Origin of the sequence: Terrisporobacter hibernicus (assembly GCF_020809405.1) — a bacterium.
GTDB lineage: Bacteria > Bacillota > Clostridia > Peptostreptococcales > Peptostreptococcaceae > Terrisporobacter > Terrisporobacter petrolearius.
In genome coordinates this window covers 617826-635003 of sequence record NZ_CP081135.1, presented here as the reverse complement: position 1 = coordinate 635003, position 17178 = coordinate 617826, and the positions used below count along the sequence as shown (strand labels likewise).

16 protein-coding genes, 1 tRNA gene and 1 other annotated feature are annotated in these 17178 nt (G+C 27.5%); of the genes, 16 read left to right on the top strand and 1 reads right to left on the bottom strand.

Going from position 1 to position 17178, the window contains the following annotated elements; genetic code table 11:
- Window positions 1–2 precede the first annotated feature (2 nt).
- Entirely contained in the window at window positions 3–440 is a 438-nt protein-coding gene (locus JW646_RS03070; RefSeq protein WP_074918393.1) for a hypothetical protein, read from the bottom strand.
- Window positions 441–601: 161 nt separating this feature from the next.
- Here JW646_RS03070 and JW646_RS03065 point away from each other — a divergent pair, with 161 nt between their 5' ends.
- From JW646_RS03065 to JW646_RS02990, 16 genes are all read left to right on the top strand, one after another.
- Window positions 602–1801, top strand: a complete 1200-nt coding sequence (locus tag JW646_RS03065; protein WP_228416578.1) for an ion channel — start codon at window positions 602–604, stop codon at window positions 1799–1801.
- A gap of 70 nt (window positions 1802–1871) precedes the next feature.
- Window positions 1872–3563 (top strand): M3 family oligoendopeptidase, encoded by a 1692-nt coding sequence (locus tag JW646_RS03060; protein WP_074918389.1) that lies wholly within the window; start codon window positions 1872–1874, stop codon window positions 3561–3563.
- A gap of 126 nt (window positions 3564–3689) precedes the next feature.
- The gene (locus JW646_RS03055; RefSeq protein ID WP_074918387.1) at window positions 3690–4886 is read left to right on the top strand and encodes a pyridoxal phosphate-dependent aminotransferase; all 1197 of its coding nucleotides are present in this window, start codon (window positions 3690–3692) and stop codon (window positions 4884–4886) included.
- Between the two features lie 292 nt (window positions 4887–5178).
- Window positions 5179–5784 (top strand): hypothetical protein, encoded by a 606-nt coding sequence (locus tag JW646_RS03050; protein ID WP_074918385.1) that lies wholly within the window; start codon window positions 5179–5181, stop codon window positions 5782–5784.
- A gap of 145 nt (window positions 5785–5929) precedes the next feature.
- Window positions 5930–6179, top strand: a binding site (T-box leader).
- A 193-nt stretch (window positions 6180–6372) separates the two neighbouring features.
- Window positions 6373–7821 carry a sodium:solute symporter family protein gene (locus JW646_RS03045; protein WP_228416576.1) on the top strand — a complete coding sequence of 483 codons (1449 nt, stop codon included), beginning with the start codon at window positions 6373–6375 and terminating at the stop codon, window positions 7819–7821.
- A gap of 103 nt (window positions 7822–7924) precedes the next feature.
- Window positions 7925–9202, top strand: a complete 1278-nt coding sequence (locus tag JW646_RS03040; protein WP_074918381.1) for a nickel-dependent lactate racemase family protein — start codon at window positions 7925–7927, stop codon at window positions 9200–9202.
- A 275-nt stretch (window positions 9203–9477) separates the two neighbouring features.
- Window positions 9478–9550 (top strand) — tRNA-Lys (locus JW646_RS03035).
- A gap of 163 nt (window positions 9551–9713) precedes the next feature.
- Window positions 9714–10646, top strand: coding sequence for a sulfurtransferase (locus JW646_RS03030; protein WP_228416574.1), 933 nt, complete (start codon window positions 9714–9716; stop codon window positions 10644–10646).
- A gap of 110 nt (window positions 10647–10756) precedes the next feature.
- Window positions 10757–11431 carry a TIGR04283 family arsenosugar biosynthesis glycosyltransferase gene (locus tag JW646_RS03025; protein WP_206924718.1) on the top strand — a complete coding sequence of 225 codons (675 nt, stop codon included), beginning with the start codon at window positions 10757–10759 and terminating at the stop codon, window positions 11429–11431.
- A complete protein-coding gene (locus tag JW646_RS03020; protein WP_228416572.1) occupies window positions 11397–12128 on the top strand; it encodes a TIGR04282 family arsenosugar biosynthesis glycosyltransferase in 732 nt (243 codons plus the stop codon). Before JW646_RS03025 ends, JW646_RS03020 begins: the two co-directional genes overlap by 35 nt.
- Window positions 12107–13123 carry a phosphotransferase family protein gene (locus JW646_RS03015; RefSeq protein WP_228416570.1) on the top strand — a complete coding sequence of 339 codons (1017 nt, stop codon included), beginning with the start codon at window positions 12107–12109 and terminating at the stop codon, window positions 13121–13123. The genes JW646_RS03020 and JW646_RS03015 overlap by 22 nt, the downstream gene beginning before the upstream one ends.
- A gap of 248 nt (window positions 13124–13371) precedes the next feature.
- Window positions 13372–14085, top strand: coding sequence for a TVP38/TMEM64 family protein (locus JW646_RS03010; protein WP_074918372.1), 714 nt, complete (start codon window positions 13372–13374; stop codon window positions 14083–14085).
- Between the two features lie 46 nt (window positions 14086–14131).
- The gene (locus tag JW646_RS03005; RefSeq protein WP_074918369.1) at window positions 14132–14779 is read left to right on the top strand and encodes a YdjY domain-containing protein; all 648 of its coding nucleotides are present in this window, start codon (window positions 14132–14134) and stop codon (window positions 14777–14779) included.
- A 105-nt stretch (window positions 14780–14884) separates the two neighbouring features.
- On the top strand, window positions 14885–15292 hold the full coding sequence (locus tag JW646_RS03000; RefSeq protein ID WP_228416567.1) for a DUF4418 family protein: 408 nt from the start codon (window positions 14885–14887) through the stop codon (window positions 15290–15292).
- A gap of 2 nt (window positions 15293–15294) precedes the next feature.
- Window positions 15295–16509, top strand: a complete 1215-nt coding sequence (locus JW646_RS02995; protein ID WP_228416565.1) for an ABC transporter permease — start codon at window positions 15295–15297, stop codon at window positions 16507–16509.
- A complete protein-coding gene (locus JW646_RS02990; protein WP_228416563.1) occupies window positions 16509–17174 on the top strand; it encodes an ABC transporter ATP-binding protein in 666 nt (221 codons plus the stop codon). The genes JW646_RS02995 and JW646_RS02990 overlap by 1 nt, the downstream gene beginning before the upstream one ends.
- Window positions 17175–17178: the final 4 nt, after the last annotated feature.

The following is a 17178-nucleotide window of genomic DNA, read 5'->3' as shown; positions in this document are numbered from 1 at the left end:
AATTACTTTTTATTATTTGGAAAACATTTACTACATAAAACAACCACATCTTCATCTGTTTCTCGGCCTAACTTTTTATTTATATGATATACATCTACATTTTCAATACTATTGCAAATAGAGCAGGTATAGTTGTGTTTTTTTAGTATATTATCTTTAAATAATTGCCAATATAATGAGTTAAGATAATCTTCATATTTAACTCTAAGACTAGTTTCTAAAAAGTCTAAATATAAATAATCTAAATCACAAGTTGTTAGGTTAGTATGCTCTTGATCAAAAAACTGACAACAGTCTGTTGGTCTTGGAATTTTATTGTTAATAACACATTTTATATAATACCTAAAGTTTTCGTCAGGACCTTCCAAACTTAAGTGAGAGCAAAAAGTACAACAATTTTTTGGTAATTTATCCTCTAAAATTTTATTTTCCTTTTTCATAATATCCCTCCAATTTTCTAAAGGAGTAAATTTTTATATATAATACATATTAAAAATTTTTTTATATTATTACAAAATGAAAAACAAAAATATCTAACAATAAAGGATTTTAAAAAATAAAAATCAATATATATATTAAATACTTAAATTAAGGTGATATTATGCGAATTTATGATTTTGATAAAAACAGAAAAATAATAAATATAGAATTAGAAGAAAGACTTATGATAAGTAAGGAAAAAATAAATAAAAAAATATTAAGTTATAGAAGTGATAATAAAGATAAGATAAGTGAAATATATGGTAATAATAAAGAAATTCTAAATATTGATGAAGTAAAGAGCCCCTTTACTTATATAAAAAACAAAACTATAGGAACAAAAAGTCTTGACTCAAAACACATATACAAAAGTATAGCTAATAAAAATATAGACTTTAGTAAATTTGTTGCATGTAATTTTAATAATATTAAATTCGAAAACTGTACTTTTTTTGGAAGTGAATTTAAAAATTGTAGATTTTATAATGTGGACTTTCATAACTGTAATTTTGAAGATGAAGAAAAAATTATAGCATTATTTAAAGAAAAATGTGAATTTAAAAGTTGTAATTTTTACACCACTAATATTAAAAATATCGTATTTGAATTTACTAAATTTGTAGAAGTTAAATTTTCTCTAAGTACTCTTAGAAATAGTATTTTTAATAAATGCTCTATTGAAAATATAATTTTTTCAGATTGTGATTTGAAATCTATGAAAATAATAAGAACTGATATAAATATATTGGCTTTTGAAGATGAATTTACAAGTAAGGTGGATGAAAATACATTTATTGATTTATTAAAGTTAAATAATAAGAATAAAAGTTCTTACTATAATATATTTAAAACATATAAAAGTATATCATCAGTATTTGAAAAAAATAGATTATTTAATTATTCTGGAGAATATTACTATCTTTCTAAATGCGCAGAAAGAAAATATTTAAAAGGATTAGAAAGGCTAAAATCAAATGTTTTTTATTATACTTGTGGATATGGAGAAAGACCAACATTTGCTCTTATATCATCCTTAGAGATTGTATTAATATTTTCTATAATATATATGTTTTCTGGCCTTTGTGTAAATGAAAGAATAATTCATTATAATTTAAATATATTATCATATTTGCCTAGAAAACTAATGTATATGGATCTTATAGATTGTTTTTACTTTAGTTTAGTTACGTTTACAACAGTAGGATATGGAGATATATTTCCCATAGGATATAGTGTACTATTTTCATGTGTGGAAATGTTATTAGGAGTTACTATGGTAGGAGTTTGGACAGCTACTTTAGCTAGAAAAATCACTAGATAAAGATGTAATAATTGGCAAAGTAACCTTGTATATGATAAATTATAACTATTATAAAACTTAGGAGGCAAAAATGAAATTTCAAGATTACAAATATGAAAGACCTAACTATGAAGAAATAAAAAAATCATTTTTAGACTTAGTAAATAAAATAAAATATGCCAAGGACTATAAAGTTCAACATAGATATATAATGGACTTAAATAATATTAGAAAACACATTGAAACCATGTCTACTATTGCTTCAATAAGAAATAGTATAAATACGGCAGATGAGTTTTATGAAAAAGAGACAAGTTATTGGGATGAATATGGTCCACTATATACAGAATTAAATTCAGATTTCTATAATGCTATTGTTAGTTCTAAATTTAAAGAGAATATAATAAATGACTTTAGTGAACAATTTTATAAAATATGTGAATACTCTTTAAAATCTTTTTCAAAAGAGATCATACCACAGTTACAAGAAGAAAATAAGCTAATGTCCAAATATACAAAACTATTAGCCTCTGCAAAAATAAGATTTAATGAAGAAGAGTTAAATTTATCTGGTCTTTATAAATATATGTTATCACAAGATAGAAAAGTTAGAGAAGAATCATCTAAATCTTATTATAACTACTTTGAAACACATGAAGAAGAATTTGATGAAATCTATGATAAATTAGTAAAAATAAGACATGACATAGCTAAAAAGCTAGGCTTCAGTAATTTTACAGAATTAGGTTATATAAGAATGTACAGAACAGACTATAACCCAGAAATGATAGTTAATTTAAGAAAACAAGTATTAGAATACATAGTACCTCTTTGTAATAAGTTATATGAAAAACAAGCCAAAAGATTAGGTTTAGATAAATTAACTTATATTGATGAAAACCTAGAATTTTTAGATGGAAACCCTATTATTAAGGGTGACTCAGACTATATAATAAAAAATGGAATAAAAATGTATAATGAATTATCAAAAGAGACTAAAGAGTTTTTTGATTTTATGTTGGAAAATAATCTTATGGATTTAGAAACTAAACATAATAAATCTGCTGGAGGTTACTGTACATATATACCAGATTTTAAAGCTCCATTTATTTTTTCTAATTTTAATGGAACTAGTGAAGATATGGATGTACTAACTCATGAGGCAGGACATGCATTCCAACTATTTATGTCTAGACACATAGACATGCAAGAAATAAACTTTCCAACTTTAGATAGTTGTGAAATTCATTCTATGAGTATGGAATTTATAACTTATCCTTGGATGAATATGTTTTTTAAAGAAGATACGGATAAATATAAATTTGCTCATTTATGCTCTGCTATAAAATTCTTGCCTTATGGAGTTGTAGTAGATGAGTTTCAGCATATTGTTTATGATAATCCTAATATGAGTAAGGATGAAAGAAAAAAAGTATGGCGCAATTTAGAGAACAAATATTTACCACATAGAGATTATGAAAAAAATAAAATATTGGAAAAAGGATGTTGGTTCTTTAAACAAGGACATATATTTAAAGATCCATTTTATTATATTGACTATGTATTAGCACAAATTTGTGCATTTCAATTTCTTAAAAAAATGGAAGAAAGCAGAGAAGAAGGATGGGAAGATTATTTGAGAATTTGTAAAGTTGGTGGAAAACAGTCTTTTATGCAAATAGTTAAAACTGGGAATTTAATATCTCCTTTTGATAATAATTGCATTGAATTCATAATAAATAATTTGCAAATGAACATAGAAAAATTTGAAAAAAATTTATAAAAGAAAGCTAAGAATGTGTAAATTACATATTCTTAGCTTTTTTTTTATTTATATCATTATTTACAAAATATTATTTGTGATATATGGAAATTCTAAGTTTGAAGAAGTAAGTTAGGAGGATAATTTATGAATATTTCAAAAAGAATACAATCAGTTCCACCATCAACTATAATGGAATTATTAACTTTTGCAGCAAAAGCAAAGAATCAAGGTAAAAAAGTATATCATCTAAACATAGGTCAGCCAGATATTATGACACCAGAAGGTTTTTTTAAAGCTATAAGAGAATATAAAGGTGAAGTTTTAGAATATGCTTTATCAGAAGGTTTACCAGAGCTAATAGAAGCTATAAGAAAGTATTATACAAATTATAATTTAAACTTTGAAAATGATGAGATTTTAATTACTAATGGCGGTAGCGAGGCACTATTATTCACCATGCTTACTATTTGTGATGAAGGAGATAATGTACTAGTTCCAGAGCCTTTTTATTCAAATTATTTTAATTTCTCAAAATCTGTAGGAGTAAATATTAATCCAATTACTACTTTAGCTGAAAGTGGATTCCACTTACCTAATAAAGATGAAATAGTATCAAAAATTAATGATAAAACTAAGGCTATACTATTTTCTAATCCGGGAAATCCAACGGGTGTAGTTTACACAAAAGAAGAACTAGAAATGATTGCAGATATAGCACTTGAACATAATTTATGGATAATAGCAGACGAGGTTTACAGAGAATTTGTCTATGATGGTGAGTACACTAGTGTGGGTACTATTGAAAGAGTAAAGGACAGGGTAATAATTGTAGACTCTGTATCAAAACGTTATAGTGCTTGTGGAGCGAGAATAGGATCATTAGCTTCTAAAAATAAGCCTTTTATGGAAGGCATACTTAAGTTATGTCAAGCGCGATTATCTGTGCCAACTTTAGAACAAGTAGGAGCAATCGAGCTTTACAAAACAAATAATTCTTATTTAACAGAGGTTAATGAAGAATATAGAAAAAGAAGAGACGTGCTTTACAATGAGCTTATAAAAGTACCAGGTGTTATTTGTAAAAAACCTAGTGGTGCATTTTATATAGTAGCAAAACTACCAGTAAAAAATGCAGATGATTTTACTAAATGGTTATTAAGTGACTTTGATAAAGATGGAGAAACTGTGATGCCTTGTCCAGCTGAGGGATTTTATCAAACATCTGGACTTGGGGTTGATGAAATAAGACTGGCATATATTCTAAACACTAAGGATTTGCATAAGGCAGCCACACTTTTAAAAGAAGGTTTAGAAACGTATCTAAAGTTAAATAAAGAATAAAAAATTTATTTTTTATAATAAAACAGAGTTTAATATAAGACTCTGTTTTTTAATTTAAAAACTTTGTAGCAAAGAGTATTAACAAAAACATTTAGATGTTTACATAAAGAGATTTAATCTTACATAATATTGAGAATTAGTAACAATCTGTAATTACCTATGTTACTATTTTGTAATACAAAGTAACAAGTATGTAACTGTAATTTTTCAAGGGGTAATGATATTATAATAGTATAAATAAAAGATAATATTTAAGCAATTATAAAATATATTATAGAGGAAGTGTTGAAATATGAAAAAAGGAATTATCGCAATAGCATTATTAGTAAGTGGAGTATTATTAATAACTCCAATAGCAAACGCAATTTCACAAAACAATAAACAAGAAAATGTAGCGCCAGTAAAAGTTGAACAAGCTACAAATACTGCAAAAACAGAAGTTGTAAAAAATAATGAAGAGAAAACAACACAAAAACAAGAAGCTAAAAAGCCAGCAAAAGTTGAAACTGTGGCTGTAAAAACTAAAAAACCAGCAAAAGTAAAAGTTGAGACTAAAAAAGAAGAAGCTAAAAAAGTTGAGACTAAAAAAGAAGAAACTACTAAGCCAGCTAATAACACAGTTGTAAAAGATGATAAAGATAAAGAAGAAGTTAAAACAGGAATGACAAAATCACAGGCTGAAGCAGTTTTAAATAAATATTTAAAAGAAGTTGAAAAAGTTGACTTTACTTACACATACCAAGGTAATGAAAATACTTTTAAAGCAATGAACAAAAAAGGAATAAGAGGATATGTATTTTTACCAAATATAGAAACTGATTTAGCTTACTTAGTAGATAAAGATAGTGGATCAATATATTTCTTCCATCCATCAGGATATTTTGAATTATTACAATAAAATATAGTTAATATAAAAAGAACTTAGCGCTAAAAAGTGCTAAGTTTTTTATTGTTCTTGTTAAAAAATAAAATTTGAGTTGGAAATTATAAAAAAGTAGTTGACAATACAAAAAAATAAAACTACTATTAAATCAAACTAAAAAACAAAAGCGATGATAAGAAGAAGTAATAATTAAAAGAAAAGTATACAGAAAGTTGCCGGTTGATGAGAGGTACATACTTATTTAATTATGAATACATCTTTGAGCTTCACACTGAAGAGCAAAGCTTGGTAGGATGTGACGTATTCACACGTTATAGTGACAAAGTATTCTAAGGAGTACTTGTGGAGGTAAGTAATGTAAATTACTTATAAATTAAGGTGGTAACGCGAGATAAGCTCTCGTCCTTTTGAGGACGAGGGCTTTTTTATTTTTGTGAAAACCACTAAGAAATAAATGATAAATTTTAAGCTTAAAATACAGAATATTTCGTAAATTAATATTAAAATCTTAGTATGTATATTTTAATAAAGTAGTTGCAACCTTTATGAAAATACAACTTACAAAAACATTTAAAATTATTTTATTAAAAGGAGGAAACTGAAATGAATATACCATTAATAATTGTTATTTTATACGTTATAATGCTACTTGTAATTAGTGTTGTCGTATCCACTAAATCAAAAAAAGATGGTGGAGATGACTTCTTATTATATAAAAATAAAAATAGTACATTGGTTACAGCTGTTACAATAGCAGGTGTGGCAATAGGTGGAGCATCAACCATAGGTATAGCAGAAAATGCATTTTCTGTTGGTTTGTCAGCAGGTTGGTACAATGTAGCATGGGCATTTGGTGCAATAATAGCAAGTTTTACCATAGTAAAAAAACTAAGAAAATCAGGATTTAGTACAGTTACAAAACTAGTTCAGTGCATATATGATGAAAAAGCAGGAGTAATGATGACTATAGCAATGATAATAATTCAATGCACAATTATAGCACTTCAATATATAGCAGGTGGATCAATATTGTCTAGTTTATTACCAAATGTATTTGATATGAAGACTGCCACATTCTTTTCTTTTATAATATTTATGCTAGTAGGATTTGTTGGAGGAATGGGCTCTGCAAGCGTAAGTAATATATTAAATATTTCTTTGATTTATATAGGAGTAGTAACATCAGCAGTATTGGTTTTGTTTTACCAAGGTGGATGGGAGGCAGCTCAAATTATGGCTGAATCAACACCAGATGTACCATACATGAACTTAACTTCGGGAATGGGAATTCCAGCAATTATAGCATGGATGATAGTTATGTGTGGTAATACAAACTCAGTACAAGGAGCTGTACAAATAGGTTTAACATCTAAAGATGATAAAAGTGCAGTAAATGGTTTTAGAATAGGAGCCATTTTAATGATACCAATAGGGTTTATATGTGCAATGCTTGGTATAGCATCTAAAGCATTAATTCCTAATGTGGAAGCAACCCAGGCTCTTCCTATGATAATAATGAGTCTACCACCAGTTATGGCAGGACTTACATTATCAGCATTATGGGCGGCAGACATGTCTACAGCATGTTCTATGTTAATAGGATGTTCTACTACAGTTAGTCATGATGTATTTTTTAGAACTAAAGCAGGAAATAGATTCAAAGATAAATCATTTATGATAAATAAAATGATAATATTAGCAGTTGGAATTTTAACTTATATATTATCATCGCAACTTGGTAGCATACTAAGTGCAATGAAAGTATGTCTATCTATGGCAATAGGAACCTCTATAATAGTAGTAGCAGGTCTTTGGTGCCCCAAATTTGCAAGTAAAAATGCAGGTTTTTTCACCATATTATCATCAGTGTTTGCTGTAATATCATGGTTAGTATGTCCAACACTTCATAACATATTTAAAGATATTGGGTATTGGATGATAGCAGTTAGTGGGATTACTTTTACAATAATAAGCCTAGTGGAAAAAAATAAAGTGAATATATATGATAAAGAAAACATTATTGATAATTTGAATTTAGTAAGAGACAAATAGATTAGTAAAATTAAAAATTAAAAAATAGATTGATTTTTAAAATAAATTACAGAATGTTATGTTGATAATAGAATACACAAAATATAAATAGAGGAGGTAGAATATGGATACAGTAGAACTGAAATATGGAAAAGAAGAGATAAGTATTAATTTAGAAGGAGCAAAATCAGTAAATATTTTAAAAGAAAAGCCAATGGATGAAATAAAAAATTTGAAGGAAGCTTTTATAAAAGGAATAACTACAGAAGTTATAAACTCAAAGCCTTTAAATGAGATTATAGATGAAAATGACAAAGTGACCATAGTTATTAGCGACTTAACGCGATTTTGGCAAAGACAAGATTTAATATGTGAGCAATTAGTAAATTATTTAACTGAAGAATTAAAAGTAAAGTATGGGAACATAGTAGTAGTAGTGGCCCTTGGAAGCCATAGAAAGCAAAGCGAAGAAGAACTTTGTCAACTAGCTTCAAAGTCAGTTTATGGTAAGGTAAAAGTTGTAAATCATGACTGTGATGCAGATGATTTAATAAATGTGGGGACTACACCTTCAGGTACTAAAGTTTATGTTAATCCTTTAGTTGTAGGACGAAAAGTAATAATGATAACAGGTACAGTACATCATATAATGGCAGGATTTGGTGGAGGTAGAAAAAGTGTAATACCTGGTGTAGCTGGAAGACAAACAATAAAACAAAATCATATACAAAGTTTAAGCAAAACAGAAAAACGATCAGATCCACTGGTTGGAACAAGACTTTTAAATCATAACCCAATAAATGAAGATATGAATGAAGCCGCAAGATTGATAGATGTAGCTTTTGGAATAAATATAGTAGTAAATTCATCATCAAAGCATAGTAAATTAATATGTGGCAATTTCTATGATGCATGGCTAAAAAGCTGCAAATATGTAGATGATGCATATGGATTGCTAATAGAAAAAGAAGCAGACATAGTGATAGCCAGTTGTGGAGGATATCCAAAGGATATTAACTTATATCAGTCAACAAAATCCTTATTTAATGCAACTAGAGCAGTAAAAAAGGGAGGCACATTAATATTACTTGCTGAGTGTAGTGAAGGTGGAGGAGCACCGGATTTCTTTAACTGGATTGAACCACTAAAAAGGGGAGTACTAGATGAAGAACTTAGAAAAAACTTTACAATAGGTGGGTATATATTTTATGCAGCCTGTGAGGCTATAGCAAAATGTAATGTTTATATGCTAAGTTCCATAGATCCAGACGTGGTAAGAGATATGAACATAATAACTTCAAGTAATATTGAAGAGTTGTTAAATAAAATTAATTGTCAAAATAAAGAGATATATATAATTCCCTATGGAGGAAATGTAGTTCCTTTAATAGAAGAAGATTAAATAAATTAAAAATAACATATTGTTAATTATTGGTTCAACAAACTATTGAATAAGAAATGATTAAATATAGTTTATAAAGTAGTAACTATATAATAATTACTGTTAAAAATCAAATATAATCAAAAAATGGTAAATTCCATTTTTTGATTATATTTATAAATAGATTAAAATTATATTAAAAAAATTATATGGAAAAGTTTAATAATAAAATAATTATTTAAGGGTAGCTTTTTTAAATAATGTTAGCTATAATTAATTTGTAATTAAATATTTATGGCTCATTAGCTTAGTTGGTAGAGCACCTGACTCTTAATCAGGGGGTCCTGGGTTCGAGTCCCAGATGGGTCACTTTCAAATCTCATTGACAATACATCAATGAGATTTTTTTAGTATCACTTATAGAAAAAGCATATAATAACAGGTTATATATAGAAAAAAACAATTTGATTGCTTAGCACGCAATAAGTATTATAAAAGAAGGAAATTAATTATAAAATTGGAGAGGTTACATATGAGAAAATTATTAAGTATTAGTTTAGTTGCAATTTTAAGTATAGGCCTATTAGGCGGATGCAGTAAAAGTAAAGAAGTTAAAGAAAATAGTGGACAAGAAAAAGCTTCGACACCTTTTAAAGGTGAGTATGTAGTTGATGCTGATTATGTAAAAAGCAAAATAGGAGATGAAAATACAATAATAGTAGATGCTAGAGGTGAGGATGTAGCTAAAAAAGGTACTATAAAAGGTGCTATAACAACTACATGGCAATATTTGGCTACTTGTGAAGAGGGAAAACCTGGAGATGAAATGTGGGGAACTATATTAGGAAAAGGTGAACTTGAAAAAAGATTGGGAGAATTAGGACTTGATAAAAATAAAGAAATAATACTATTTGCAAGCAGTCAAGAAGGCTGGGGTGAAGATGGAAGAATAGCTTGGGAGTTAATAGCTGCGGGTTATAAAAATGTTAAAATTGCAGATGGTGGATATGACTACTTAATTAAGTCAGGGGTAGAAAAAGGCGATTTAGCAAAATTAGATTCAGTAGAAGTTAAGATAGATAAAATTGATGAAACACATGTAATAAATACAAAAGAATTAGAAAAAAATTATAAAGAGTATGTAGTAATAGATGTTCGTGATGATAAAGAATATGATGGAGCGACTTTATATGGAGAAGCTAAAGGTGGACATTTAACAGGAGCTAAACATATAAAATTCACAGATTTATTTAATGAAGACACAACATTAAAAAGTGTAGATGAAATAAAAGCTATGTTTGAAAAAGCTGGGCTAAAAGAAAATGATAAAATAGTTACATATTGTACAGGTGGAATTAGATCGGCATATATGCAACTAGTGCTTGAGATGGTTGGATATGAAAATTCTCAAAACTATGATGAGTCTTTCTATAGATGGTGTGCAGTAAATGAACTAGAAAAATAATATATATTTAAAATAAAGAATGTGTGCTTTTATTAAGTACACATTCTTTATTTGACGAGATTTTTTTTTATTGTTACAATTGAAAAAAATAGATTTTTAAAGGTGGAAGAATGATTTCAATAATAATTCCAATTTATAACGAAGAAAAAAACATTATAAAACTTCAAGACAATTTAGCTAAATTAAAGGGAAATTTTGAAGTTATATTTTGTGATGGAGGAAGTAGTGATAAAACGAAAGATTTAATAAAAACTACATTTACTCTTATTAATTGTCCTAAGGGGAGAGCAAACCAAATGAATTATGGGAGTGAAGTATCAAATGGTGATGTACTATTTTTTCTTCACTGTGATAGTGTAATAGAAGAAGATGTAATTATAAAAATTCAAAACGAAATAGATAGAGGTTGTAAATTAGGCTGTTTAAAACTAAAATTTGATAATGAAATAATATGGATGAAGATTTGTGGTTATATGTCTAACTTAAGAGTTAAACTAAGAAAAATAGCCTTTGGAGATCAAGGAATATTTATAACAAAAGAATTATTCCAAGAAATAGGTGGAATGCCTAATTTACCCATAATGGAAGACTTAGAATTTTCTTTAATGCTGAAAAGAAAAAAATATTACTTTAAACAAATAGATAGCCAAATAACAACTTCATCTAGAAGATTTTTGGACAAAGGTATATTTAAGGCTATGACTCAAATGCAAAAACTACAACTTCAATATTTGTGTGGAAGAGATATAAATGAAATTAACAAAGAATATAGAGACATTAGGTGATAAAATGAAAGAGGCAATTATTATTTTTACAAGGGTTCCTATACCAGGAAAAACAAAAACAAGGCTACAGAGCTTTCTAACAAAAGAACAATGTGCACAGATTCACAAAAACTTCCTAAAAGATATTAAATATACTTGTGAAAAATTAAAAAGGGATATTTTTATATTCTATACACCAGAAGATAAGGATAATGTACTGAAAGATATTTTTGGATATAAATTCAAGTATAAAATTCAAGAAGGAAAAGACTTAGGTGAGAAGATGTATAAGGCTATAGAATATGTTCTGGGGAAAAAATACAAATCTTGTATATTAATAGGAAGTGATATACCATTTTTAAAAGAAGAAGATTTAAAAAAAGCTTTTGAAATTTTAAAAGATAAAGATATTGTTTTAGGACCAACAGTTGACAAAGGATATTATTTAGTAGGGATGAAAAAAACTACTAAAGCAGTATTTGAAAATATTCAATACGGTTATGGAAATGTATTAGATGATACTACAGCATCAATAAAAAATTCAAATTTGACTTATGATTTAACTAATAAAAATATTGATATAGACGAAAAAGATGATTTATTTTATTTTTATAATGAGATAAAAAAAGAAAATATAAGTAAAAATATGAACACATCAAAATATATTATTAAAGTTATTGATGAGTACGAAAGAGGATGTTTACAATTAACGGTTTAGAAGAGTACGTAAAGAGACAAGAATTTTTAGAAGCATTAAATATTCCTAAAGATAGTAAAATTGATTTTCAGTTGCTTGCACAAGGTGAATATAATATAAATTATTTATTTGCTCATCCGGTAACTAATGATAGCTTGATTCTTAGGGTAAATACAGCAAGTCAAATGAACCTAAACAATCAAATTGAATATGAATATAAATCATTATTGCAATTAAAAGAAAGTAATAGAACTCCAATACCCATATATGTAGATGGAAGTAAGAAACACCTTGACTATGGTGTTTTGGTTATGAATTTTTTACAAGGTGATCCTTTAGATTATAGAAAAGATTTGTATATAGCGGCAAATTGCTTAGGAGATATTCACAGTGTGGAATTAGAAGAAAACTCACATTTACTGTGTCCTAAAAATCCACTACAATCAATAATTGATGAATGTGAAACCATGATCCAAACTTACTACAATAGTGAATTGGGGGATGAAGAAAAGAAAAAACAAATAAAAAGAATGTTAAGCTTAGGGCAAAAGATGATAAAAAGTACAGAAGATTATAAGGGAAGAAGATGCATTATTAACACAGAGCTAAATTCAAGTAACTTCTTAATAAATGGTGAAAATAGTAATAATTATATAATAGATTGGGAAAAACCAATATTAGGAGAGCCGGCACAAGATTTAGGACATTTTCTAGCACCAACAACTACATTTTGGAAAACTGATGTTATTTTATCACAGGAAGAGATTGAAAAATTTACTGAGGAATATATAAAAGTTGTTGGAAATAATTTTAATACTAATGACATAACAAATAGATTAAATTTATATATTCCAATAACGTGTTTAAGAGGAATTACTTGGTGTGCTATGGCTTGGGTTCAATATAAAGATCCTGATAAATTAATAAGAAATGAGTTTACAGCTAAAAAATTGGATGATTACTTATCAAAAAATTTCTTAGATATGGTAGAAAATAGATATTTTAAAAATTTATAAAATTATTGTTTAGGCGTGCTAACTTTAGCATGCTTTTTTTACTATCAATAAGAAGATTACAAATAATGATAAATATATATGATGGCTTTAATAATGAGGGTGAACTTTCATAAAATGAGAATTATAATTTTCATTATAGAAAAAAACTATATAATAAAAATTATATAAAAATTTATAATTAGATTTAACTTATGGCACATGATAAAATGAATTTACAAATGTAAAAATTTATATAAGGAGGTCGAATTATGGAAAATAAAAAAAGTAATGTTTATGGGAAAATAGCAATTATAATTCTATTATTGATATGTATACTAAGTTATTTTTTAGTTCCATCTATAAAAACAACAATTGATAATATTGCTTTTATGTTTAAATCAGGGGATTTTACAAAGGTAGGAGACTTTGTTGAATCTTATGGTCCTTATGCAGCACTAGTATCATTCATGTTAATGATATTTCAATCTATAGCTGCACCTCTTCCTGCTTTTCTTATTACTTTTGCAAACGCTAACTTATTCGGTTGGTGGCAAGGGGCTATATTATCATGGTCAAGTGCAATGGCAGGGGCAGCAGTTTGTTTCTTTATTGCTAGAATACTAGGACGTGATGTGGCTATAAAATTGACTAGTAGAAGAGGTTTAGAACAAGTAGATACTTTTTTTACTAAATATGGGAAACAAAGTATATTAATCTCTAGACTTTTACCATTTATGTCATTTGATATTGTAAGTTATGCAGCAGGATTAACTGGTATGGGGTTTTGGGGATTCTTTATAGCAACTGGGCTAGGTCAATTGCCTGCAACAATAGTTTATTCTTATGTTGGAGGAATGCTAACTGGTGGGGCTAAGTTATTAGTAACAGGATTATTAATACTATTTGCCTTAACAATATTAATTTTCTTAATGAAACAAGTATATAGTGACAGACAAAAAAAAATTAAAAAGAATTTTAAATAGGGCTATCTATTTAATAAATAAAATAAAACTATGGGGGACACAAAATATGAAAATGAAAAAAATGATATCTTTATTAGCTGTTGGTACATTAATGTTTGCTATAACAGCTTGTTCAAAATCTAAAGAGGCAACGTCAGATGAAAAAACATTAATAGTAGAAAATAATGAAGTGAAAATGTTAACAGAAGTAAATGGAAAATATTTTACAGAGTCAACTCGTCATGGAGTAGTGTTTAAAGATGGATCAAATGGAGAAAAGTCAGTGCTTCGTGGTTTAGCTGATGAAAAGGAATTCCATCAAGCTTTATTAGATATAGGTGCTAAACCAGGTGATAATTTAACTGCGGAAGATATGAAGGCTTCGTCTTCAGCTAAAGGGGCAACTGTAGAAGGAGAAAAATTGGAAGCAGTTGTAACTTGGGAAGGACAAGACAAAGAAATACCATTTGAAGATATAATAAAATCAAGTGATGAAAGAAAAATGGATTTACGTTTTGGTGGGAATTTAGGAAGTGCTAAAACTAATAACACTGGATGTGTGCTTTGTTTAGACAGTTGTGCAACTGGTATAACTAGTGATGCAGCTTATGCAACAGGAACATCACAAAATAAAGAAGTTCAATGGTTTGGCGATGAAAGTGTACTACCAGAAGATGGGACTAAAGTATGGGTAACTTTCCGTATAGCTAAGTAATTTTATAAACCATAGTAAAAATAATAATATTATATCTCAAGGTGTTGTAGTTTCACTTTGAGATATTCTTATTTAAAGACTTAAAATAAATGAGGAGATAAAAAAATGAAAAATAGAGTAGGAATGGCAATGTTTTATATAATAACGGGTCTTTTAATGTTTCTTGGACCAAAGCATATTTTTGTAGGGTGTGCATTTAATCCAGAACGTCCAATGAAGTGTTGGTGGTCAACTCAAGCAATTTTAGGTATAGGTATTTTACTTATAATAGTAGGGATTTGTTATATGTTGATAAAATCAAAAGGGATAAATCTTGGAATGTCATTAATGAGTATTTTTATAGGTATGTACGCTATAGCTATACCAAAATTTTTAATAGGTGGATGTAAAAAAGAAACTATGCCATGCTTGACAGTAGAATTTCCTTCAATATATTTGATATGTGGAGTTTTAATTATTGTTTCTATAATAAATATTATATATTTAAGGAAAAAAATCGAAGGAAATAAATAATTATGAACAATATAAATAAGAAGAAAAACATTGTTTCAATATCTTTAAATAATTTAAAGTATAGAAAAGTAAGAAGTTTATTTTTAGTTTTATTTGTTATAATACAATCATTTTCTTTATTTACAAGTACATTCTTAATGAGCTCTATGAAAAATGGAATAGAAAATGTTACACAAAGAATGGGTGCAGATGTTATTGTTATTCCAAATGAATATTCAAAAGAGCTTGAGCAGTCACTATTTATGGGTGAACCAAGTACTATGTATTTTGATAGAGAATGGACAGACAAGCTAAGTAGTATTAAAAATATAGATAAAATGTCAACACAATTCTACATTCAAACAATGGAAGCGACTTGTTGCGATGCACCAGTTCAATTAATTGCATTTGATCCAAAAACAGATTTTGTTATTAAACCTTGGTTAAAAGAAGGAAACATCAATTTGAAAAAAGGAGAAGTTGTTGTAGGAAATAATGTAGCGTCAAAACCAGGTGATATTATTACTTTTTACAACACTAAATTTAATGTAGTTGACAAACTAGACAAAACAGGAACTGGCAATGATAACTCAGTATTTATGAGCTATGAGACTGCCTATGAATTGAAAAACTCTAAAACTGCAAATGATAATTTAAAACTGGATAATATGGAAAATACAATATCAATGGTATTATTAGATGTAAATGATGAATATTCAAATGAAAGATTAGCATTTGATATAAACACAAAATTTGATGATGAAAATATTACTGCATATACGTCAAATTCTTTATTTAGTGGAATTATTAATAAAGTTAAGCAATTTAGTGTATATAGCACAGTTTTTTCAGTTTTATTGTTTATAGTTACAGCTATGGCCATAATATGCATTTTTATAATTACTATTAATGAAAGAAAAAAAGAAATAGGTATACTATATACTATTGGAGCCAAGAAAAAACAAATCTCTTTAATGATTATGTTAGAGGGGTTAATCATTACAACTATAGGGTCTATAATTGGAGTTTTATGCTCATTAACGCTAATTACATTGTTTAAAAATTTAATAAGCATGAGTATGGATATACCTTATTTAAATACATTTAACATAGAAACATTAAAAATATCAATTATGTGTTTAGCTATTTCTGTAGTTACAGGATTAATAGCATCAATTATAAGTGTATATAAAATTAGTAAAGAGGATACGGATATACTTATAAGGGAGAATGAATAATGATTTTACAAGCAAAAAAATTAGTAAAAGAATATAAGCGAAGAAATGAAATTTTTAAAGCTGTTAATAACGTAAACTTATCTGTATATAGAGGTGATTTTATAGGCATTATTGGCAGATCAGGATCTGGAAAGAGCACCTTTTTTCATTTGCTAACAGGATTATGTAAGCCAAGTCATGGAGAAATACTAATAGACCATAAGAATATAACTTCTATGAGTGAAGATCAGTTATCAGTACTTAGAAATGAGAAGATAGGATACATCACTCAAGGTCAAAATTTACTATCTAATTTTACAATAATAGATAACCTGTGTATGCCATATTATTTATCGGATAAAAATGAAGATGTTTATGATAGGGCATTAAGTCTATTAAAAAAAGTAGGATTAGAAGGTATGGAAAATGAATATCCAAGTAGTTTATCTGGTGGTGAACTTAGAAGAGTCTCTATCATAAGAGCTTTGATAAATGATCCAGACATAATAATAGCAGATGAACCAACTAGCAACTTAGACTTAGAAAACTCTCATATTGTAATGAAATTGCTTAAAAGTATTAGTGAAGAAAATAAAGCTGTATTAATAAGCACACATGATTTAGAGTTTTTAGACTATACAAACAAAACGTATTGCATGGAAAAAGGCGTTTTAAAAGAAAAATAAAAAT